A 21,247-nucleotide genomic window follows, 5' to 3' on the forward strand; every position below is an offset into this window, starting at 1 on the left:
GCAACCGGGACATGGATTTGATGAATGAAAAAAATCTCTTTTTACCAGGAGGTTACTGGAACCGGAAGAGACGCGCTCTGTAGTTTCCGGCACCAGTCCCTGGTTTGAGAGCTTGTTTGGTATCATATTTTTGCGTTGTACAGCCTTAAACTGTTTGTGACCACGGATATGCTGCTTGCTGCCATGGCAAGGGCTGCAAGAATAGGATGCAACTGCCTTAAAAATTCCGGGAACATGTCAAAGGGAGCCAGAATTCCGGCTGCTACCGGAATCAATATGGTGTTATATGCAAAAGCCAGAAACAAGTTCTGCCGAATTGTTCCAAGGGTTTTCCGGCTGATTTTTATGGCCCGTGGGATACCTTCCAGGCTGCCGCTGGACAAGATGATGTCTCCGGCTTCGATGGCCACATCCGTACCGGTTCCGATGGCCATGCCGATATCGGCCTGCGCCAGTGCGGGCGCATCATTGATACCGTCTCCCACCATGCCGACCCATTCACGGTTCTGCTGGAGCTTTGTGATCTGTTCTGCTTTTTCTTCAGGTTTGACTTCAGCGATCACTTCATCCACGTTCACCTGTCTGGCAATGGCATTTGCAGTCTGAACGTTATCGCCGGTCAGCATCACGACTTTCAGTTTCTCTTTATGCAAGGCTTCAATGGCTTTTGCGGATTCAGGCTTCAGGGTGTCGGATACGGATATAAGCCCAAGGACATTTTCTTCATCCGCCAGAATCATTACCGTTTTCCCCTCATCCTGGAGGGAAGAAATCATTTCCATTGACGTTTCAACATCATATCCTTCCTGGACAAACCATTTAGGTTTTCCGAATTTGAAACATTCGCCATTGATATCCGCCACAACCCCGGATCCTGGGACAGCTTCAAAATTAAGCGGTTCCATCAGCTTTATCCCCAGTTTTTCAGTGTGTGCCAGAATAGACCGGCCAATGGGATGTTCAGAACCTTTTTCCAGGGAGGCAGCATGGGCCAGTATAAATTCCCTGGTGATATCAGGATAAAGCGGAACAATATCCACCACAGATGGTTTGCCCATGGTGATGGTTCCGGTTTTGTCCAGTACAATGGTTTTAAGACGGGCAGCATTTTCCAGGGCCTGACTCCGTTTAAACAGAATACCGTTTTCAGCACCTTTGCCTGTCCCTGCCATAATCGCCGTTGGCGTTGCAAGTCCCAGGGCACAGGGGCAGGCAATCACAAGGACAGCCACCATGCGGATCATGGCCGGCACAAATTCTCCTGTCATGCCCCACCAGATGAAAAAGGTCATCACAGCAATCAGAATTACCCCCGGAACAAAAAAGGATGCCACTTTATCCGCCAGCGCCTGGATGGGGGCCTTGCTTCCCTGGGCTTCCTGAACCAGCCGGATAATTTGCGAAAGTGCCGTGTCTTTACCGACCCGGGTCGCCCGGAACCGGATCAGGCCCTGACCGTTGATGGTCCCGCCGGTAACGGCATCTCCCTGTTTTTTATCGACGGGCAGGGGCTCTCCTGTCAGCATGGATTCATCTACAGACGATTTGCCTTCAAGGACGATGCCGTCCACCGGAATACGTTCACCGGGCCGGATAATAACAATATCATCTTCTTTAACCTGTGAGATCGGAATCTCTTTTTCCTTTTTTTGATAGAGAATTACCGCGGTTTTCGGTACCAGTCCAATCAATTTTTTAATGGCCCCTCCGGTTTTGCCTTTGGTCCTGGCTTCAAGCAGTTTTCCCAGCTTGATAAGGGTAATAATAACAGCAGATGTTTCAAAATAAACGTGTCCGCTAAGCCCAGGAAGCGTTAAAACCGCAAGGGAATAGAAATATGCGACCGAAGATCCGAGAGCAATGAGGACATCCATATTGGCGCTTTTGTTCCGAAGACTTTTGAATGCTCCGGTATAATAGTCCAGACCGGTATAAAACTGGACTGGTGTCGCCAGAAAAAGAAAAAACCAGTTTACCCATGACGCATGGCTCCACTGTCCCACAAGGCTGAAATCCCGAAGCATACTTAACGTAAACAGCGGCAGCGCAAATATAAGCCCGACCACGAACTTGGCGGTCTGATCTCTAATTTCCGCATTCCTGGCGATTTGCTCACTGTCCGCTTCGTCATTGTCTTCTGCCAGAACCAGCTGATAGCCGATTTTTTCGACCTCCCTTGCAATATCCTCAACGGAAATTTCAGACGGGATGAACTCAACGGACAGGCGTTCTGAGGCAAAGTTTACAGTGGCGTTTAAAACTCCCGCTACCTTATTGTTTAAAGTCTTTTCAATATTGGCTGCGCAATTGGTACAGGTCATGCCTGTGACGGGAAATTCTTTTTTCGCAGCAGGAATACGATATCCTGAATCCGTAACGGCCTTTTTGATCCGGGCAATGGAAAGTCTGTCCAGATCGTATGAAATACTGGCCTGCTCAGCCGCGAAATTCACATTTGCTGTCTCAACGCCATCCAGTTTGTTTAATGCTTTATCAATATTTGCAGCACAGTTAACGCAGCTCATCCCTGAAATCGGCAATGTAATCGTTTGTGAAGACATAATTTGCTCCTTTAATCAAAGAGATTCTTGGACATCCACGCGCCATTTTATTTTTCAATGATGATTGCAACATTGGGCTTTCCCGTTGGTGACCTTGTTGAGTCTTTCCAGATAGTTATTCCACCATCTGCCCAGGAAAAAAGAACTCTGCTTGAGATAGGTTTGGGGCGATTCAATAAATTTTTTTCTGCATGTGTCTGCACAGAAGTAGTAGGTTTTGCCTTCCATTTCAAACGTATATCGAGCGTTCTCAGAGACGACAGCCATCCCGCAGACCAGGTCTTTTTGTATCCTTGATTTTTGGGCTTGTGAACGTGTCATGATAACCTCCTTATATTTATAATTACCTTTGATAAGATAAACAGCAAGACACGTACCATCTTACCTTTTTTCATTCAAGCATCTGAACTAGAAGATATAATTGAGTATTCTGCTTAATGGTTTTTATTTGATTGAAAACGAGTGGATAATTTTTAGTCACTGATTTGGATAAAATCTATCCATCCGAGTCTGGACCTGTATTCAAGAATATTCTTTGCCGGATGGTGTCAAGGGTCTCAATCACGATCTCTCAATTAATCCATGACGCCGTATTCTTTGAGTTTAAGGTGAAGAGTCCTTCTGGCTATACCTAAACGCCTGGCTGTTTCGCTCTTATTATTTTCAGTTTTATCCAGCATTTTTAATATAGCGATTTTTTCGATCTCCTGCAGAGGCTTATTTCCTAATTCGATCATATCACGCCCTTTATCTGCCGTGCTTAAGGCACCAAGGTTTTTGTCTTCGATTTGGATTTCATCATCCCCCAGATAATCCTGTGTTGAAAGGATAACACTTCTTTCGATCGTATTCATTAGCTCCCGGACATTTCCAGGCCAGTTGTGATACGTCAACTTACCTATTCCGTCCGGTGTGAATCCTTTAATTGACCGGTTATTTTTTTTGCAATAAATTTTTAAAAAATGTTGTGCAAGAAGCTGTATGTCACCTGTTCTTTCCCTTAAGGGGGGAACCCTGAGATTGATGACATTCAAGCGGTAATACAAATCCTCTCTGAAATCATCACTGGCAATCAAATTAACAAGATTCTTGTTGGTCGCTGCAATTATCCTTGTGTCAATCTGGATTGGCTTTTCTCCGCCCACCGGCGTAATTTCTCTTTCCTGCAGTGCCCGAAGCAGTTTTACCTGCATGGACATAGAGGTTTCACTGATTTCATCTAAAAAAAGGCTCCCGTTGTTTGCCAGTTGAAACTTACCCTCTTTACGCCGGGTCGCACCTGTAAAAGCGCCTTTTTCATGGCCGAACAACTCTGATTCCAATAGTGTCTCAGTAATGGCCGCACAATTGATTTTGATAAAAGGCCCTTCCTTTCGATGACTGTTGTAATGGATTGCCCCGGCAATCAGTTCCTTTCCAGTGCCTGATTCGCCATTTATTAATACAGTCGCATCGGTCTGGGCCACCTGGGAGACGGTTTGAATCAGTTTTTGCATGGACGCATGCTTACCGATTATATTTGTGCAGTCAAAATTTTTTCCAAGGCTTTCCCTCAGCTGTATATTTTCTTTTTTCAGTTGGGTGTGTTCAAGAGAACGTTGAATCGTCAGTTTCAGTTTATCAAAATCAAACGGCTTGGTCAGATAGTCGTAAGCTCCTTTTTTCAACGCATCAACCGCTGTCTGAACAGAAGAAAAAGCCGTCATGATGATTACAGGTATGGCTGGATTGATTTTCTTTATTTCAGCCAAGGCAACCAGTCCGGATATTTTTATCATTTTAATATCCATAAGAATAAGATCGTAGGGTTTTGTTTCGACCAGATCGATAGCAACTTGTCCGTCATCTGCCTCCTCAATTAAATATCCCCATTTTGTCAATAACGTCTTGAGCATATCCCGATGTGTCCGATCATCATCAACAACCAAAATTGTACTTTTATTTTTCATCATACTCAGGATATCCTTTTAGGTAGAAAGATTCTAAATACAGTACCTTGCCCCGGATTGCTCAGGGCCTCTATCCGCCCTTTATGCGCTTTTACGATATTCTGTACGATGGCCAGCCCAAGGCCTGTACCGGATAATTTTGTCGTAAAATAAGGTTCAAATATATCAGAAAGATCTTCCTGGTTTATTCCGCATCCCGTATCAGATACTTCAATAATAATGTTTTTATCAGAATCATCATTATACATTTTTAAAGTCAATACACCTGAGTGTTCCATTGCCTGCAGCGCATTGAGACAAAGGTTCAACAACACCTGTTTCAGCCGGTCTTCATCTGCATGGATCTGAGGCAGACCTGGTTCGATATCTGTTTTTATTTCAATGTGTTCCGCATCAGGTTCATATGCAATCAACTGCAGGCACTCTGAAATAAGCGCCTCCAAATCAACAGGGATTCCTGAAACGGCAATGGGTTTGGCAATCTCGACGAGTTCGCCAACGACGCGATTAAGCCTGTCTACCTCTTTGGTCATTGTATCGGCTATTGTGAAATTTTCGGAGTTACGATCAAAAATTTCTTTAAAAAAGGTAGCATATCCCTTTAATGAACTTAATGGATTCCTTATTTCATGGGCTACACCAGCGGCCAGCCGACCGATTGCAGCCAGCCGCTTATTTTGCTCCATTTCAGTTCTAAGCCGATGAAGTTCTGTTTTGTCCCTCAGGATCAACAGCGTACCCAGCGATTGTCCTTCTTTGTCAAATAACGGACTGGCAATTGCGTCCAGCGTGATTTCCGGTTTACCGTCTTTTTTAAGCCTGATTTCTTTTTCAATCAAATTTTTTTTACCAGGGACCGTATCCAACAAGTTTCTTGCTTCATTGGGAAGCAATGCCCCAATACGCTGTGTATTCATATCCGTTGGGATATTCAAAATCGTGAATGCGGCAGGATTGATTGAAATAATTTGGTTGTTATTGTCGGCGGCAACCAACCCTATCGGCATATTTTCCACAAGGTTGTCAGAAAAAATCTGTATACGCGAAAGCGTTGATCTGGTCTGGCCATATCGTTGCACTATAAATACCAATAAAAATCCGGTAAACCCGATCAATGCCAAGATAACGCCCATCATTATGGCATGCTGGGTATCATTCCGATCCGCATTTGAAATCAACGCCATATCAAGACCGACAAATATTATGGTATCCTCATATGAATCAATTCCTTTGAACGTATTACCATGAATTCTTATATGCATTGGCATCATTGGATTTGAACCTTTTGATCTGCCGGTATTTATCGGAGAAAATTTTTTATGCACTTCAAACACGTTATGTTTTTTTTGATCTTCAATAATACGCCATCCGGTTTTATTTTCATCAATTACGGCTTTAAGATCCAGATCCTGACCATAGCGGCCTCCGATTTTTTCTTTCTGGCTGTGGACCAGTATTTTCCCTTCTTGATTGACAATAAACAGGTATAAAATATCAGGCAGGGTTGCTGTTTCTGACAACAAGTTCTCCATTGCGACAGTGGACCATTGCATATTCATCATTCCAGTGTACGTTCCTGCCTCAAATGCTCTGATTAACGCAGTGCTTTTTTCAAACAGCAGCCGAATACTCTGCGTTTTCTGCTTGTTGATCCTATCCATCGTCATAAAGGCAAAAATTGGAAAAAGAACAATGATTGTTCCAATGAGTATCAGAGGTGGAATTTCCGTTGTGATTTTAAATTTATTCATAAATTTTGGGGGGGGTGATCATAAAATGGGCCACGATATGGGAGATAGATCCCGGTCTATTTCAACTTTCTGTAATGACAATGTTTATTTTTAAATGCTGAAATTACACCACAAGGTGGCCCACGTTATGATCAAGCCCGGATTTTGATTTGTCCGATCAGAAAAACCTGCTCATTTTTCCCAGCCGCCAAACAGATGAAGATGCAGGTGGAAAATTTCCTGCCCCCCGCCTTTTTCCACATTAAAGAGCAGTTTGTATCCGGATTTGTTTATCCCCTCTTTTTGGGCCATCTTTGCGGCCAGGGTGAAAAGCCTCCCCACAAGTCCGGTGTGCCCAGGTTCAATGTCGTTGACGCTGCGGATATGGGTTTTGGGTACGACCAGCAGGTGGACAGGGGCCTTGGGGTGGATATCCCTGAACACCACATAATCATTGTCTTCGTACAGCATGTCGCTGGGAAGTTCATGGGCTGCAATTTTACAGAACAGACAGTTGTCAGGCATGTTTTTCTCCACATTCTATATTTTAATTCAAACAGGCATCAATCAAATTCATCAATCAAGTTTATCAATTAAGTTCATTAATGGCGTCCATGAGATGTTCCATGGCCTTTGTGGCGTTGTCCCGGATGAATATATCCGTTATCCGGTTGGTATATTCCGACGGGTCCGGGTTGATCTCTATAATGGTCGTGCCACCGGCCTTGGCCCGGGAGGGAATCATATTTGCCGGGGCCACCGTGCCTGTGGTGCCGATGAGTATCATGCAGTCCGCTTTCTGGGCCGCATCAATGGACCTGGAAGCCGCATGCTTGGGAATGGCTTCCCCGAAAAATACCACATCCGGCTTCATCAGGCCACCGCACATGAGGCAGGTGGGGGGCAGACGATTCATGTCCACCTGGGCCACATTGACTTTTTGTTCGCAGCCAAGGCAGATAATCTCTTTTAATGACCCGTGAAATTCGTAAACTTCTTTGTTGCCGGCATCCTTGTGCAGATTGTCAATATTCTGGGTGATGACCGATTTTAACAGGCCCCGCTTCTCCATCTCAGCCAGGGCATAGTGGGCGGTATTGGGGTGTACCTGGCCGAACAGGTCATAAAAAATATCCCTGATGATCTCCCAGGACCTGGCCGAGTTCTGGAGAAAATAATCAATTTCAAAGGATCTGGGATCATATTTATTCCACAGCCCGTTTCTGCCCCTGAACGGCGGGATGCCGCTTTCAACGGAAATGCCGGCACCGGTAAAGGCCACACAGTAGCGGGAATCAATGATGTGTTTGGCCGCTTCTTGATAAATATTCATGACATATCATTCCCTTCTGGGGTTTACACTTTACCCGGGGATTGTTATTTTATTTTTTTAACGGTTAAAGATAACTAAATTTTGATATGGCGTAAAGGTAAATCAAAACACAGATGAATGCAGACAGCGGACGATCTTTTACAAGGCAGAATCACCCGGCAGGAACCCTTACCGTGGACCAGGTGGCTGAAAATCTTTCAGCCTTTGCCATTGACAGGGCTGACATTAAATCGCTTTTAGGTTCAATCCCCGAAGGACACCCCACTGACCTGACCCGTCTGGAATATGAACTGGCCATTCTTAAAATCCTGAGTGTGGGGTGGGGGCTTGCCTTTTTCATGCCGGCAACAGATATGAACAAAGCCCCTTTGACCCAGACATTCTGGGAACAGATCCGCCAGATTGCCAATAATGTGTCAACCCTGACGGAAACCACCACAGGCAATCGCATTGATTATTTTGCCATACTCAAGGAGCGCCTGGATACCTTTGTGCAGCAGATGCAGGAACACCAGGCCGAAAAAACCGATCCCACCGATGTCATGGGGCCTGTGTTTGCCAATGCCTGCGGGGCCCCGGATGACCCCGTGGTTATCCTTGCCGGAACCAAGATGTTTGCCCTGACCCTGGGGGCGGTCAAAGAGTATCTGGCTGCCGTGAAGATAAAGGATATCACCATTCACTGATCCCCCAAAACAGACACTTTTTTTGCTATGACAGATAAGCGGATAAAATTTACGATCCAGGCGATGATCTGGATCAACGTGATCATGTATGCCGTGTCCCTGCTGTTCTCCCAAGGGCTTCATTTTACCCTGAATCCCTTAAACGCCCTGGCACCGTCCAGTGATGCCCTGGTTTTCCTTGGTGCCTCCGGGACCGTTCCCCTGGCCTATTTTCATGACTGGTACAGCATTTTCACCGCAAACTGGCTGCACGGCAGCCTGTTGCACATTCTTTTCAACATGATGGCGCTTCACACCCTTGCTCCGCTTACGGCAAAGGAATTCGGGCTTTACCGGATGCTGTCCATCTATATCCTTTCCGGTGCCGGCGGTTTTTTTCTCTCCTGCCTGGGCGGTGTGCCTTTGACCATCGGGGCCTCTGCCGGCCTTTGCGGACTGATCGGCGCCTTGCTTTATTTTGGCTGGTCCCGGGGCGGTATCTGGGGAAAGATGGTTTTTGATCAGACCAAGTCCTGGATTTTAAGCCTGGTGATTATTGGACTGATCCTGCCCAACATCAACAACTGGGGCCATGGCGGCGGGTTTGCCGCAGGCTTTATCCTGGCATTTCTCCTCGGGTATGAGGAGCGCCGCACATCAGGAAAAATCGATATTCTGGTTTGCGCAGGGCTGTCCGTGTTTACCTGTTTTCTTCTGTTTCGTTCGGTTTTCAACGGTATGGAACTGATGCTGAAATAGGGCTTTTTACACAAATTTTACAAAGCTGTCTTGCAATCTTTTCCCGGGTCAACTATATGGGCTCCATGATTTTGAAACGCGCAGATATAGCCGTGGTCGGCATGTCCGGTATTTTTCCCGGGGCCTGTGATACCCGGCAGTTCATTGCCAATGTCATGGCGAAAAAATCCAGTGTGATCCCGGTCCCCCGGGACCGGTGGGGGGGGCTGCCTGACATCATGGTGGACAACCGCGCCGGAACCCCGTTGCCGGACCGGGCCCGCAGCCGGTTTGCCGGGCTTATTTCCCAATCCGTATTCAATCCGTCCAATGTTGACTTTTCCGGTGGGGACATGGCCGGGCATGGTCTGGATCGTGATTTTTTCCACGCCCTGGACCCGGTGCATCATTTGGCCCTTGCCGCCGGCCTTGAGCTTATGGCCAATGCCCGGCTTTCCAAAGAAAACCGGGAGCGCACAGGGGTTGTGCTTGCTGCCATTGCCCTGCCCACGCCGGGGGCATCCCGGCTGACCCGGGATCTTTTTTTGTCTCCAAATCCTGACATGCCCTCCTGGCAACAGGCCTGGGGTGCCGGCATGCTGTCGGCACCTGCATCGATTCTGGCAAGGGTATTGGGATTGACCGGCGGCAGTTTCACCCTGGATGCCGCCTGTGCCTCTTCCCTGTTCTCCATAAAGCTTGCCTGCGAACAACTGCTCTCAGGACGGGTGGATGCCATGGTGGCCGGCGGGGTATCCCGGCCCCAGTCCCTTTACACCCAGGTGGGATTTACCCAGCTCCAGGCCCTGTCACCCACGGGCCGGTGCGCCCCCTTTGACCGGGATGCCGATGGCCTGGTGGTGGGGGAGGGCGCCGGCCTGGTTCTGCTCAAACGCCTGGACCATGCCCTGGCCTGCGGAGACACCATCCACGCCGTGATCAAAGGATGGGGGGTGAGCAACGATATTGAAGGCAACCTTGTGGCCCCGGCCAGTGAAGGCCAGGTTAGGGCCATGTCCAGTGCCTTTGGCATGGCTGGCTGGTCCTTTGGTGACATCCAGTACATGGAGTGCCACGGTTCCGGAACCCCCAAGGGGGACCAGGTGGAAGTCCAGAGTATCATGAAGATGCTTGAAACATACCAGTGCATGGACACGGCCCTGTCCATGGGTTCGGTGAAGTCCAACATCGGCCATCTGCTGACCGGTGCGGGTGCTGCCGGATTCATCAAAACGGTCATGGCCATGAACCAGGGCCTGCTGCCCCCATCAAACAATTTCAATGCCCTGCCCGACGACTCCCCGTTAAATGGCACGGGTGTCAGGGTCCAGGATCAGCCTTGTGCCTGGGTATCTGCCGGCGAGGGCCAGCCTTTGCGGGCAGCGGTATCTGCCTTTGGGTTTGGCGGCATCAATGCCCAGATCCTTGTGGAGTCTTTTACGGCCGGATCACGCAGCCATGCCAAGGGTGTTGCGCCGGTCCCGGCCGAAAAAAGTGTGCCCTGCGCCATTGTGGGTATGGGCCTGATATCGGGTGGCGCTGACTGCCTTGGGGATTTTTCCCATCTCATTTCCGGGGAGAAAACAATTGTGGGCCGCTCCGGAGAAACCCGGTGGCGCAGGTTTGACCATCTTCCCCCTGATATCTGCGGCGCTTTAACTCTGTTCATGGATGATTTGAATATTGATCTCAAAGATTTTAATATCCCCCCCAACCAGATGAACCAAATTCTGCCCCAGCATCTGATTATGCTAAAAGCAGCCATGGCAGCCATGGCAGATGCCGGTATCTCCTTGAAACCGGATGAGTCGCACTCGCCCCGGGTAAACATGGGGTGTGCCGTGGGCATTGAATTTGATTTCGGGGCCACGGACTATCATTTAAGGTGGCAGGTCCAGATTCAGGGGCAAGGCCAGGGAAGCAATGTCCCTGAAGACTTGCTGGATACCATCGGGCCGTCATTAAATTTTGATTCAACACTGGGGGCTTTGGGCGGTATTGTGGCGTCCCGCCTGGCCCGGGCATTTAAACTGGGCGGCCCCTGCTTTACCCTGTCTGCGGACGAAGCGTCGGGGCTGACAGCCATTGATATTGCCGTTAAATCCCTGTCCGCAGGGGAGACCGACACCTTCTTATGTGCAGCCGTGGATCTTGCCGCTGACATCAGAAGCTTTACCCGGGACCTGGTCCTGACCGGTGCGGACCCCATGGCCCTGCCTTCGGAAGGGGCTGTGGCCCTGGTGCTCAAACCCCTGGATGCAGCCCAGCGGGACAATGACCGGATTTATGCCGTGGTCAATGGCGTGGGACGTGCCGGCGGTGCGGCCCTTGCCGGGGAAACCGGTGATCAGGCACAAGCCTCGCGGTCAACAGTTGTCCGGACTTCTTTACAAAAGGCCCTGGATCACGCGGGTATGGATTTAAATGATATCGGGCTTGGCGCAGTGACGCACAGCGGGTCTCACTTTCTGGGGGCAGGGGAGGTGTCTGGGTTTGAACCCAATGCGTTGCCGGTTTTCTGCCCATCTGCTTTATCCGGTCATACCGGGGCTGCCGCAGGCCTTTTTACCGTTACAGCCGCGGCATTGTGCCTTTACGCCCAAAGGTTTCCAGGGCCGTTGCACAATTATCCCGGCGCCCCCAAAACCGCTGTGGCAGGATGCCTGACCCGGGATGGCATTGCAGGACATGTTGTATTGTCAGGCTTTCATCATTCAGGGCAGGGCGGGGCGTTTCCAAAAGTTGCGCCCGCCCCGGAGAAAAGCGGGCAGTCATCCACCTGCATCCGGATTCCTCTGACCCGCCCGCCGTTTCCCCGGGCTTTGATTGCCAAAGAAGCGTTTGAACCATTCCCGCAGGAAAATTTTTTTGATCGTTGTCCCGAACCACCCAATACGCCACTTGCCTTTCCCTGTGACACGCTCCCGGGACTGCTGGCCCATACCCAGGAAGTGACGGCCAGGGCCCACGAACGTTTCCTGGAATTATCCGCCCAAAACACCCGGGCCATGGCCGAACAGCTTGCCGCCATTGCCGGCGCAGTGCCAAAGGGGTGGCATGGGTCAACCGGTCCGGAACCGGTCTGTTTGCCCCGGGATATTGCACAGAAGCCCGAACCATTCATGGACCGGGACCAATGCCTTGAATTTGCCGTGGGAAAAGCCGGAAACGTGCTGGGGCCTGATTTCGATATTATTGACACCTACCCGGTCCGGGTACGGTTGCCGGCTGAACCGTTGATGCTGGTGGACCGGATTGTATCCGTGCACGGGGAAAAACTGTCCCTGACTTCCGGGAAAGTGGTCACCCAGCATGATGTGCATGATAATGCCTGGTACCTGGACGGCGGCAAAGCCCCGGTCTCCATCTCTATTGAAGCGGGCCAGGCCGATCTTTTCCTTTGCTCCTGGCTGGGCATTGACCATGTGGTCAAAGGAAAACGCAAATACCGGCTGCTTGACGCCAGGGTGACCTTCCACCGCAGCCTGCCCGTGCCGGGTGAAACCATTGAATACCACATTGAGATAGACCGGTTTTTAAGGCAGGGGGAGATCTATCTTTTCTTTTTCCATTACCAGGGATATATTAATCAGCTGCCCTTTATCTCCATGCGCGATGGGTGCGCAGGGTTTTTCACCGAACAGGAGGTGGAAAATTCCGGGGGCATTATCCTGAAAAAAGAAGATAAGGACATGGCTGTCCAGGGACCGCCGCCGGCCTGGTTTGCCCCGGTGAAACGGCTGGGCCTGAATGATGAACAGGTGGATGCCCTTCGCACAGGGGATCTTGAAACCGCGTTTGGAGCAGATTTTAAAGGAAAGCGCACCGGAAGAAATCAATGGCTGCCCGGCGGGCCCATGGGGCTGATCCACCGGGTTCTTGACCTGGACCCAGCCGGCGGGCGGTTCGGCATGGGCCGGATCATTGCCCAGGCAGATATCCATCCCGATGACTGGTTTCTGACCTGCCATTTTATTGATGACATGGTGATGCCGGGCACCCTGATGTATGAATGCTGTGCCCATACCCTGCGGGTCTTTGTCCAGCGCATGGGCTGGGTTCTGCCCCATGACGGCATCTGCTATGATGTGCTGGAGAAAAACGAAAGTGATCTGAAGTGCCGGGGACCTGTGACCCGGGCTACGAAAAAAGCCCTTTACGACATTGAAATAAAAACAATCGGGTATGAACCCCAACCTTTTGTGACGGCGGATGCCCATATGTTTTCCGATGACCTTGAGATTGTGTTCTACAAGGATATGGGAATGAAACTGGAAGGGGTGACCCGCCAGGATCTTGAGGCATACTGGAGAAGATAATGAAGTACGACAAGGTGTTTATTGAATCCTTTGGATATGAGCTGGCACCCCACATCGTGACCAGCCGGGAAATTGATGAAAGACTATCCCCTTTTTTTGAGACTGTGGGATTTGTGCCGGGCCAGCTTGAGGCATTGACCGGGATCCGGGAACGCCGGTACTGGGATGAAGACCACACCCTGGCTGAGCATGCGGCCGTGGCAGGCCAGCGGGCCCTGGACGAAGCAGGCATCAGTCCCAAGGAGCTGGGTGCCCTGTGTTTTTGCGGGGTGTGCCAGGACGGGTTTGAACCGGCCACATCCTGTGCCGTGGCAGACACGATCGGGGTGGGGCCAAGGGCCCATGTATATGATGTGAAATCCGCCTGTCTTGGCATGATCACAGGCATGGTTCATGTGGCCAATGAGATTCAGCTCGGGCATATTAAGGCCGGACTTGTGGTCTCCTGCGAGTCAGCCCGGCAGATTGTGGACGCCACCATTGAAGAGATCAACACCCACAAGAGCATTGAATTTTACAGACAGGCTGTAGCCACCATGACCGGCGGCTCCGGGTCCGCAGCCATTCTGCTCACCGACGGGACCCTGGGCAGGCCCCAAACCCCGCGCCATGCCGTCAAAGGCGGGGTGGTGAACAATTCCATCCGTCACTGGGACCTTTGTTACTGGGGATTTGAACATCAGGGCATGCCCACGGATTCAAGGGTGATCATGCGCACCAATGCCCAGAAAGTGCTTGACCACGGCACAGAGCTGGCCATGGAAACCTATAAGTTATTCCGCACAGAGCTCAATCTTCCCCCGGATAAGCCGGATAAATTTGTTGCCCACCAGGTGGGGGAGGGACATCACCATAAATTTTACTCTGCCATGAAAATTGACCGGAAAAAGGATTTTATCACCTTTCCTTTTCTGGGCAATGTGGGATCTGTGTCCCTGCCCATTTCCGCAGCCATTGCCGACGAACGCGGATTTCTTGTTCCCGGCGATTTTGTGGCCTTTCTAGGGGTGGGTTCCGGACTTAACTGCTATTTTCTGGGGGTGGAATGGTAACAAGAATAATAAACGGGCAGATGACTTCCACCAGAGGTTTTGAAAACCTTTATCCCTTTGAATCCCATTATGCCCGGATCAACGGGAACCAAATGCATTATGTGGATCAGGGCAAAGGCGCGCCTGTGCTCATGGTACACGGCAACCCCACCTGGTCCTTTTATTTTCGTCATCTGATCACAGGCCTGTCCCATGGTTTCAGGACAATTGCATTGGATCACATCGGGTGCGGTTTTTCAGACAAGCCGTCGGCAAAAGACTATGATTACACCCTGGATCAACGGGTGGCAGACCTGGATGCCCTTATCCGCCGACTGGATATTAATGAAAAAATGTCGTTGATCGTGCATGACTGGGGCGGGATGATCGGGCTTGCCTGGGCCCTGGACAACCTGGATCGTGTGGATAAAATTGTAATCACCAACACCTCGGGCTTTCTTCTGCCGGCATCCAAACGCTTTCCGGCAGCGCTGTGGGCTGTTAAATATCTTGCACCCTTTGCCGTGCCTGCTGTTTTAGGTGCCAACATATTTGCCCGGGGGGCCCTGTATCTTGCCCCGAAAACCCGGCTGCCCCAATCTGTGAAAAAGGGTCTTGTTGCCCCATACAACAGTTGGGCAAATCGCATTGCCACCTTAAAATTTGTCCAGGATATACCGGTTACAGCAAAAGACAGAAGTTATGTCAGGGTTCAGAAGGTGGATCAAAACCTTTCTGCTCTTGACCCGGCCCAGCTCATGTTTTTATGGGGAACCCGGGATTTTGTTTTTGACATTCATTTTCTTGAGGAATTTAAAAACAGATTTCCCCGGACCCCTGCCCATGTATTTGAGGATGCCGGCCATTATCTGTTCGAAGATAAGCCCGGTCCCACCCTTGAACTGATTCAAAAATTTCTGTCCTGACATTTTCTTTTGGATTTTGACTTTCAGGTCCATTACAGATAAATAGGGGTGTTATGGGACTATTTACAAAAAAAAAAAAGGATGAACCCAAGGAACCGGCCGCCCAGGTAAAACCGGTTCAGGTCCAGGACAAGGGAGACGACGACACCGAATCGGATAAAGCCGTCCCCAAGAAGAAATCTTTGTTCAAAAAGCTGATTATTCTTCTGCTCATTCCGGGTATCCTTGGCGGGGGCGGATTTTTTGCATACACCAAATTTTTTTCAGGTTCCGGTACCAAAGACAGCCGGGTTTACCTTCCCGTCACCCTTTCCCATGTCACGTTGCCCCAGGAGATGCTCGCCTTTTGTTTTGCCCGCATGCCTGAACTTTACGATGCCCTGGTGGCCTATGATGGGGAAATGGATTTGTTTGAGGCTGAAATTGCCCGCATTGATGCTGTGGGAACCAAGTACCCGGACCAGGAGAGGATTGCCGACGGCCAGAAAAAGGTATGGGATAAGGAAATGCAGTCTTTAAAAAAATCCTTTGAAAAATTGGAAAAACCCATTAAAGAAACCTTTGTGCTGTTCCAGGTCAACCCGACTGCAGGCCAGGAAAAGATTGATCAGACTGCAGAAGAGATGCTCCGGACTGCCAAGGAAGCCCTGGGAAAAGCCCAGGAACAGACAGCCCCGCTAAAGAAAGCCATGCCCAAGGCCCCCGAAGGCCTGGTCAAGGGAACCTTGTATAAAATAAAAAAGATGTTTTTATGACACGCCATACAAATATTGCCCAAAGCCTGAAACAATCCGCACAAATCTATCCGTTCAAACAGGCCGTGGTCTACCCTGCCTCACGGGATAATGCCGGGCGGGTTCTTTACAGCCAGATGACCTTTCGCCAGCTTGACCAGCAGTCCGACAGCCTTGCAGCCGGGCTTACCAGCATCGGCATTGGCCGGGGAACCCGCACCATTTTAATGGTACCCCCGGGCATGGAATTTTTTCTTACGGTGTTTGCCATGTTTAAGGTCGGGGCGGTGCCCGTGGTGGTGGATCCTGGCATGGGGATTGGCCGGATGCTGCAATGCCTTGCCCAAAGCCGGCCCAAGGCCTTTATCGGCATTGAAAAGGCCCATGTGCTTCGAACCTTGCGTCCCGGATTTTTTAAAACAGTGAAACGATGGGTGACTGTGGGCAGAAAATGGTTCTGGGGCGGGTACACCTTGAACCAGCTGATGAACAAATTCCCGGCCGCTCCTTTCAAACCGGCCCAGACCACGGAGAGCGAGACAGCTGCCATTGTATTTACCACGGGCTCCACAGGGCCTGCCAAGGGCGTGATATACACCCATGGAAATTTTGAAGCCCAGATCCGTCAGATCCGGTCACATTTTAAAATTGCGCCTGATGAGATAGACCTGCCCACCTTTCCTTTGTTTGCTTTGTTTGATCCTGCCCTGGGCATGACCGCAGTGATCCCGGATATGGATCCCACAAAACCTGCCCTGGTGGACCCCGTAAAAATTATCGAGGCCATTGAGAACCATGGTGTGACCAATATGTTTGCCTCCCCGGCCCTTTTGAAGCGGGTAGGAAAATACGGTCAGGAAAACGGGATCAAACTGCCGTCCCTGCGCCGTGTGGTGTCTGCAGGCGCCCCTGTCAGTCCGGCCAATATTGAACAGTTTTCATCCATGCTGTCCAATGATACCCAGATCCATACCCCGTACGGGGCCACGGAAGCGGTTCCCATCATATCCATCGGTTCCCATGAGATTTTGTCGGAAACCAGAAAACTCTCGGAACAGGGATTTGGCATGTGCGTGGGCCGGCCCATTGCAGATACAAAAATAAAATTGATCAAGATTTGTGACGAGCCCATCACCCAGATCCGGGATAACCTGGAGGTGCCTGAAGGTCAGGTGGGAGAAATAACGGTAAAAGCAGATCTTGTTACCGAGCATTATTTTAATAATTCCAATGCTGATCTCATGGCAAAAATACCGGACCCGGACGGCACAGCATGGCACAGGATGGGGGATCTGGGCTGGAAGGATTCAAAGGGCAGGATCTGGTTCTGCGGCAGAAAAGCCCACCGGGTTGAAACGGGAAAACAGACCTTGTTCACCATCCCCGTGGAAGCCATATTCAACAATCATGAAAAGGTCTACCGCAGTGCGCTCACAGGCGTCGGCCCTAAAAACCGCCAGATTCCGGTGGTGTTTGTGGAGCCTTTTGAGAAAATATCCGATGAAAAACAATTTATCCGGGAATTGTCTGACCTGGCCCGTAGAAATCCTTTGACCGCTGACATTGAATATATTTTTATTGAGTATAAATTTCCGGTGGATATCCGGCACAACTCCAAAATTTTCAGGGAAAACCTGGCAATCAAGGCCCGGGAATTGATCGAATGAAATACAGATATATTCATTCAAAGATCGGTCCTTTGATGCTGGCCGGCAACACAGCGCTTGAACAGATCCGTTTCCCGGTCAAAGGTGAAGGAAAAGCGCCCGGGAAAGGCTGGGTAGAGGACAACACCATCTTTCCCGATGCTGTATCCCAGCTGGTGCAATATTTTGAAGGCCGGTTAAAACAATTTGACCTTGATCTGCAGCCCCAGGGAACGGATTTCCAGAGGCGAGTCTGGCAGGCACTTTTAACTGTTCCTTACGGGGCCACGGTCACCTATGGTGAGATTGCGGAACAGATTCACAACCCAAAAGCCTTCCGGGCCGTGGGCCTTGCCAACAGGTGCAACCCCATACCCATCATCATTCCCTGCCACCGTGTGATCGGCAAAAACGGGAAATTAACCGGATTTGCCGGCGGCCTTGATATCAAGCAGGCCCTTCTGGATCTGGAAAGATCCTGAAAGTTCATTTTTAGTTTTTATTTCCGGACAAAGGACCAAGCGCATCAACGGCTGCCATGCACACGGCCACGGCTGATTGTGGGTTTTCGGCTGAAAATGCCTCACCTTCCTTTGAAAATGTCGCACGCCAGTTGGTTTCAGTCAGGCTTTTGGGGCACATATCTTTTAATTGAAACGTAAATCCTTTTGTTTCAAGCATCCCGGCAAGTTCCATGGCTGCATTAATATGATAGACGGCCTGGACGGGAACGGACTCACCGAGAAGCTGTTTAAGTTGTTCTCCTAAATTTTCAACTGCTGATCCGGACATGATATCCTCCCATATCAAGGTGGTTTAAGTTTCTCTATGGATAGCGCATTAAAGCATCTCCCAATGTTTTTTACAACTTGTTCCATAGTGGTAAAAAACATATGGAGTGTACGCCTGATCCAGTGTCGGTGAAAAGCAATTTTTTAATTGTGGTTATCAAGTATGGCCTGTAAAAATTCAAAGAAAGCCCAGCCGCTAGGGTGGGCACCGCACAATTGTGTGCGGGTCAAATTCATAATTTCTGGGCTAATCCCCCCTGCCTGGATTAAAGGTATGCTTCTTGCTATTCTCCGAGAGGTAACAGGTTTGAAAGACGCCCGGCGTTCAATGACGAATCAGGCCGGAACAATTTACAGGTGAAAAAATCATGACGACCCAATTTGACACAACATTTGACGCTTTAATGGGCTCCCCCGGGTTAAACCCGGTTTCCAGGGAGGCATGGGGAACAACAGGGCTGCAAAACAATGCGAGTTGCGGATCAGCATTTTTTTCAGATCTTCTCAAACAGGTGACAGACCGCACCCAGGCAGCAGGACCGGACCCGGCCGCAGATTCCCTGGACGCAGGGATGTCCCTGGTATTATCCCAGAATATGATGATGCAGATAAATGAAAGCCTTCTGGGGATACTGTCCGAAGACGGGGACGATCAGCCTTTTTGTGACCCTTTCATGGACGGGTTTGGACAGATGCTTTCCAACCAGGCGGTTGGTCGGGAAATTCTGTCAGAGATCCGACAGGCACCGTCAGAAAACGGCTTTCAGGAAATTGAAACCCATGGAACTGTTACCGCAACAACCCAAGAGGCCAAACAGGCTGACAGCCCTGACATTGAAGGAATCATCCAGAAAGCCGCTGAAACATTTGGGGTGGATTCCGGTCTTATCAAGGCGGTTATCCAAGCGGAAAGCAGCTTTAATCCCGATGCGGTTTCTCCCAAAGGGGCCATGGGCCTGATGCAGCTCATGCCGGATACCGCAAGGGAACTTGGGGTAAAAGACCCTTTGAACCCTACTGAGAATGTAATGGGAGGAACACGGTACCTGAAGCAGTTGCTGGACCGGTACGAAGGAAGCACCCCCCTTGCCCTGGCCGCCTACAACTGGGGGATGGGGAACCTGGACTCCCGGCAAAGCCAGATGCCGACGGAGACTAAAAATTATGTCGCAAAAATAACAGGCATTACCCTGACCTGAAAAATAGCCATACCCCTGGAAAATAATCCGCTTGACAGTCAGCGTAAAATTGTTGAAAAACTCGGCATTCCCCGATCAACGCCACGGCATTGGTTAAAACGAAAAAATGCCATAGACGCTGCACCTGAGGTAATAGAATTTTTTGAAAGCCCAGTCGGTACGGCGTTTCTTCATCGATTGGTTTTGGGGGCTCATTTTTCATTTTCTTTATGCAGCCCATGCGGAATCCGACCAATATGTCTTTACCTTGAATTGACGGGTCTGGATCACTTTGTAGCCTCTTCTTATGGATCTCAGCAAAAGGTCTCTGTGGCTATGGAAAATGTGTTGTTGCCAAAATAACCGCTTGAACGGTATAATTAACAAGTTCTTCTAATGAGAGGGAAATATTAATGGGTCAGGAAAAAATAAGACAGGAAATTAACAAACTCAATTTTTCTGAAAAACTGCTACTGGTGGGCGATATATGGGATTCCATCGCTCAAGAGACTGGAAAGCAACCGTTACCGGAATGGCAAAAACAAGAACTTGACAAAAGATATGCCGAATACAAAGCAGGCAAACTAAAAACCTATGACTGCCAAGCAGTTCACGATGAGTTAAGGGCAAAGTACGGATTCAAATGATCACCCGCTATACTGACCGTGCGTTGACTGAAATCGACCTGGGAATTTTATGGTACGAAGAGCAAAAAAGAGGTCTGGGGTCAGAGTTTCTGGATTGTATTGAAGCTGCTGTAAAAAACATTTCGAAAAATCCAAAGATGTATCAAAAAAGGTATTCAAATTTTCGAGGCTGCCCGATTCGGCGTTTCCCCTTTTCGATTTTTTATACGATTGAAGATTTTGAAATCATAATTCATTCGGTTTTCGATAATCGGCAAGATCCACAAAAAAGACCCTAAGTTTTTTGAGGCAACACACAAAAAATGCCCTATTCATTATTGTCGCTGTTTACCAACAAACCTGTTCAGGGTCAACACAAACACATCCTTTTAAAAATTCTGACAGAAGATTAAGAAAAGTCTGGGGGGCATTGTCCGACTGGAAAATGGAGCCTGGCCGAAGGGTAGTCTTCACCGCAAACCCTTGATTTGCTCCGCCACATTTTTGATATAGGTCACCAATAACAAAAGTAGCCAACGCCCTTTTAAGAAAGGCTTGGGAGTTCTTAAATACCATAAAGGCTCAGTCAACTTTTCCTGGTATTGATTGAATATTCCCCTTTCCGCTTCACAAATTGACTGGTAAAAGCTACATAGTTAGTCGGTGCAGCTTTTACCAGTCCGAATAGATGCGGTTGATCGCTGATGTTTATCTATCGTGGAACTTTATCCAACGAAATGCTCAGTGCCTTGGCCACCCCTTCACCATAGGCCGGGTCGGCTTTCAGGCAGTTGCCGATATGACGGATTTTGATCATCTCCGGAGCATCGTCCATTGCACGGGCGGTGTTGCCGAACAGGGCCTCCTGTTGTTCCTTACTCATCAAACGAAATAGTTTGCCCGGCTGGGTATAGTAATCACTGTCGTCCTCTCGCGCGTTCCAGTGAGCTGCCGCACCGCTCAATGCCAGAGGGGGCTCGGAGAAGTCTGGCTGTTCTTGCCATTCACCATAGCTGTTTG

Annotated in this window: 19 protein-coding genes; 11 read left to right on the plus strand and 8 right to left on the minus strand. The window is 49.4% G+C overall.

What is annotated here, in order from left to right; genetic code table 11:
- Window positions 1-122: 122 nt before the first annotated feature.
- The 6 genes from Q366_RS16015 to Q366_RS16040 form a co-directional block, all read right to left on the minus strand.
- Window positions 123-2,561: a heavy metal translocating P-type ATPase gene (locus tag Q366_RS16015; RefSeq protein ID WP_035240760.1), complete on the minus strand. Its 2,439-nt coding sequence runs from the start codon at window positions 2,559-2,561 to the stop codon at window positions 123-125.
- Between the two features lie 54 nt (window positions 2,562-2,615).
- The gene (locus tag Q366_RS16020) at window positions 2,616-2,882 is read right to left on the minus strand and encodes a YHS domain-containing protein (RefSeq protein ID WP_035240761.1); all 267 of its coding nucleotides are present in this window, start codon (window positions 2,880-2,882) and stop codon (window positions 2,616-2,618) included.
- A gap of 254 nt (window positions 2,883-3,136) precedes the next feature.
- Window positions 3,137-4,513, minus strand: a complete 1,377-nt coding sequence (locus Q366_RS16025) for a sigma-54-dependent transcriptional regulator (RefSeq protein WP_035240762.1) — start codon at window positions 4,511-4,513, stop codon at window positions 3,137-3,139.
- Between the two features lie 2 nt (window positions 4,514-4,515).
- Window positions 4,516-6,261, minus strand: a complete 1,746-nt coding sequence (locus Q366_RS16030; protein ID WP_035240764.1) for an ATP-binding protein — start codon at window positions 6,259-6,261, stop codon at window positions 4,516-4,518.
- A 171-nt stretch (window positions 6,262-6,432) separates the two neighbouring features.
- Entirely contained in the window at window positions 6,433-6,765 is a 333-nt protein-coding gene (locus Q366_RS16035; RefSeq protein WP_035240766.1) for a histidine triad nucleotide-binding protein, read from the minus strand.
- 64 nt (window positions 6,766-6,829) lie between these two features.
- Entirely contained in the window at window positions 6,830-7,573 is a 744-nt protein-coding gene (locus Q366_RS16040) for an NAD-dependent deacylase (protein WP_051958107.1), read from the minus strand.
- 113 nt (window positions 7,574-7,686) lie between these two features.
- On the opposite strand from Q366_RS16040, the gene Q366_RS16045 reads away from it, so the two are divergent.
- From Q366_RS16045 to Q366_RS16080, 8 genes are read left to right on the plus strand one after another with little or no spacing between them, the layout of a single operon-like run.
- The gene (locus Q366_RS16045; RefSeq protein WP_035240767.1) at window positions 7,687-8,259 is read left to right on the plus strand and encodes a hypothetical protein; all 573 of its coding nucleotides are present in this window, start codon (window positions 7,687-7,689) and stop codon (window positions 8,257-8,259) included.
- A gap of 27 nt (window positions 8,260-8,286) precedes the next feature.
- The gene (locus Q366_RS16050) at window positions 8,287-8,997 is read left to right on the plus strand and encodes a rhomboid family intramembrane serine protease (protein WP_035240770.1); all 711 of its coding nucleotides are present in this window, start codon (window positions 8,287-8,289) and stop codon (window positions 8,995-8,997) included.
- Window positions 8,998-9,053: 56 nt separating this feature from the next.
- Window positions 9,054-13,295 (plus strand): hotdog fold thioesterase, encoded by a 4,242-nt coding sequence (locus Q366_RS16055; RefSeq protein WP_035240773.1) that lies wholly within the window; start codon window positions 9,054-9,056, stop codon window positions 13,293-13,295.
- Window positions 13,295-14,347 (plus strand): 3-oxoacyl-ACP synthase III, encoded by a 1,053-nt coding sequence (locus Q366_RS16060; protein ID WP_035240775.1) that lies wholly within the window; start codon window positions 13,295-13,297, stop codon window positions 14,345-14,347. Before Q366_RS16055 ends, Q366_RS16060 begins: the two co-directional genes overlap by 1 nt.
- The gene (locus tag Q366_RS16065; RefSeq protein WP_035240777.1) at window positions 14,341-15,252 is read left to right on the plus strand and encodes an alpha/beta fold hydrolase; all 912 of its coding nucleotides are present in this window, start codon (window positions 14,341-14,343) and stop codon (window positions 15,250-15,252) included. Before Q366_RS16060 ends, Q366_RS16065 begins: the two co-directional genes overlap by 7 nt.
- 53 nt (window positions 15,253-15,305) lie before the next feature.
- Entirely contained in the window at window positions 15,306-16,007 is a 702-nt protein-coding gene (locus Q366_RS16070; protein ID WP_035240779.1) for a hypothetical protein, read from the plus strand.
- A complete protein-coding gene (locus Q366_RS16075; RefSeq protein ID WP_035240781.1) occupies window positions 16,004-17,653 on the plus strand; it encodes a fatty acid CoA ligase family protein in 1,650 nt (549 codons plus the stop codon). Before Q366_RS16070 ends, Q366_RS16075 begins: the two co-directional genes overlap by 4 nt.
- Window positions 17,650-18,114, plus strand: coding sequence for a methylated-DNA--[protein]-cysteine S-methyltransferase (locus tag Q366_RS16080; RefSeq protein ID WP_035240783.1), 465 nt, complete (start codon window positions 17,650-17,652; stop codon window positions 18,112-18,114). The genes Q366_RS16075 and Q366_RS16080 overlap by 4 nt, the downstream gene beginning before the upstream one ends.
- A 10-nt stretch (window positions 18,115-18,124) precedes the next feature.
- On the opposite strand, the gene Q366_RS16085 is transcribed toward Q366_RS16080, so the two are convergent.
- Window positions 18,125-18,424, minus strand: a complete 300-nt coding sequence (locus tag Q366_RS16085; RefSeq protein WP_035240785.1) for a hypothetical protein — start codon at window positions 18,422-18,424, stop codon at window positions 18,125-18,127.
- A 367-nt stretch (window positions 18,425-18,791) separates the two neighbouring features.
- Here Q366_RS16085 and Q366_RS20470 point away from each other — a divergent pair, with 367 nt between their 5' ends.
- From Q366_RS20470 to Q366_RS16105, 3 genes are all read left to right on the plus strand, one after another.
- A complete protein-coding gene (locus tag Q366_RS20470) occupies window positions 18,792-19,622 on the plus strand; it encodes a lytic transglycosylase domain-containing protein (protein WP_051958108.1) in 831 nt (276 codons plus the stop codon).
- Between the two features lie 392 nt (window positions 19,623-20,014).
- Window positions 20,015-20,248, plus strand: a complete 234-nt coding sequence (locus Q366_RS16100; RefSeq protein WP_035240788.1) for an addiction module protein — start codon at window positions 20,015-20,017, stop codon at window positions 20,246-20,248.
- The gene (locus tag Q366_RS16105) at window positions 20,245-20,526 is read left to right on the plus strand and encodes a type II toxin-antitoxin system RelE/ParE family toxin (protein WP_035240790.1); all 282 of its coding nucleotides are present in this window, start codon (window positions 20,245-20,247) and stop codon (window positions 20,524-20,526) included. Before Q366_RS16100 ends, Q366_RS16105 begins: the two co-directional genes overlap by 4 nt.
- A gap of 413 nt (window positions 20,527-20,939) precedes the next feature.
- Here the strand turns inward: Q366_RS16105 and Q366_RS16115 are convergent.
- Window positions 20,940-21,247: catalase-related domain-containing protein (locus Q366_RS16115; protein ID WP_035240793.1), on the minus strand; the 308-nt coding region annotated here is incomplete at its 5' end.

Origin of the sequence: Desulfobacter vibrioformis DSM 8776, from assembly GCF_000745975.1 — a bacterium.
Lineage (GTDB): Bacteria > Desulfobacterota > Desulfobacteria > Desulfobacterales > Desulfobacteraceae > Desulfobacter > Desulfobacter vibrioformis.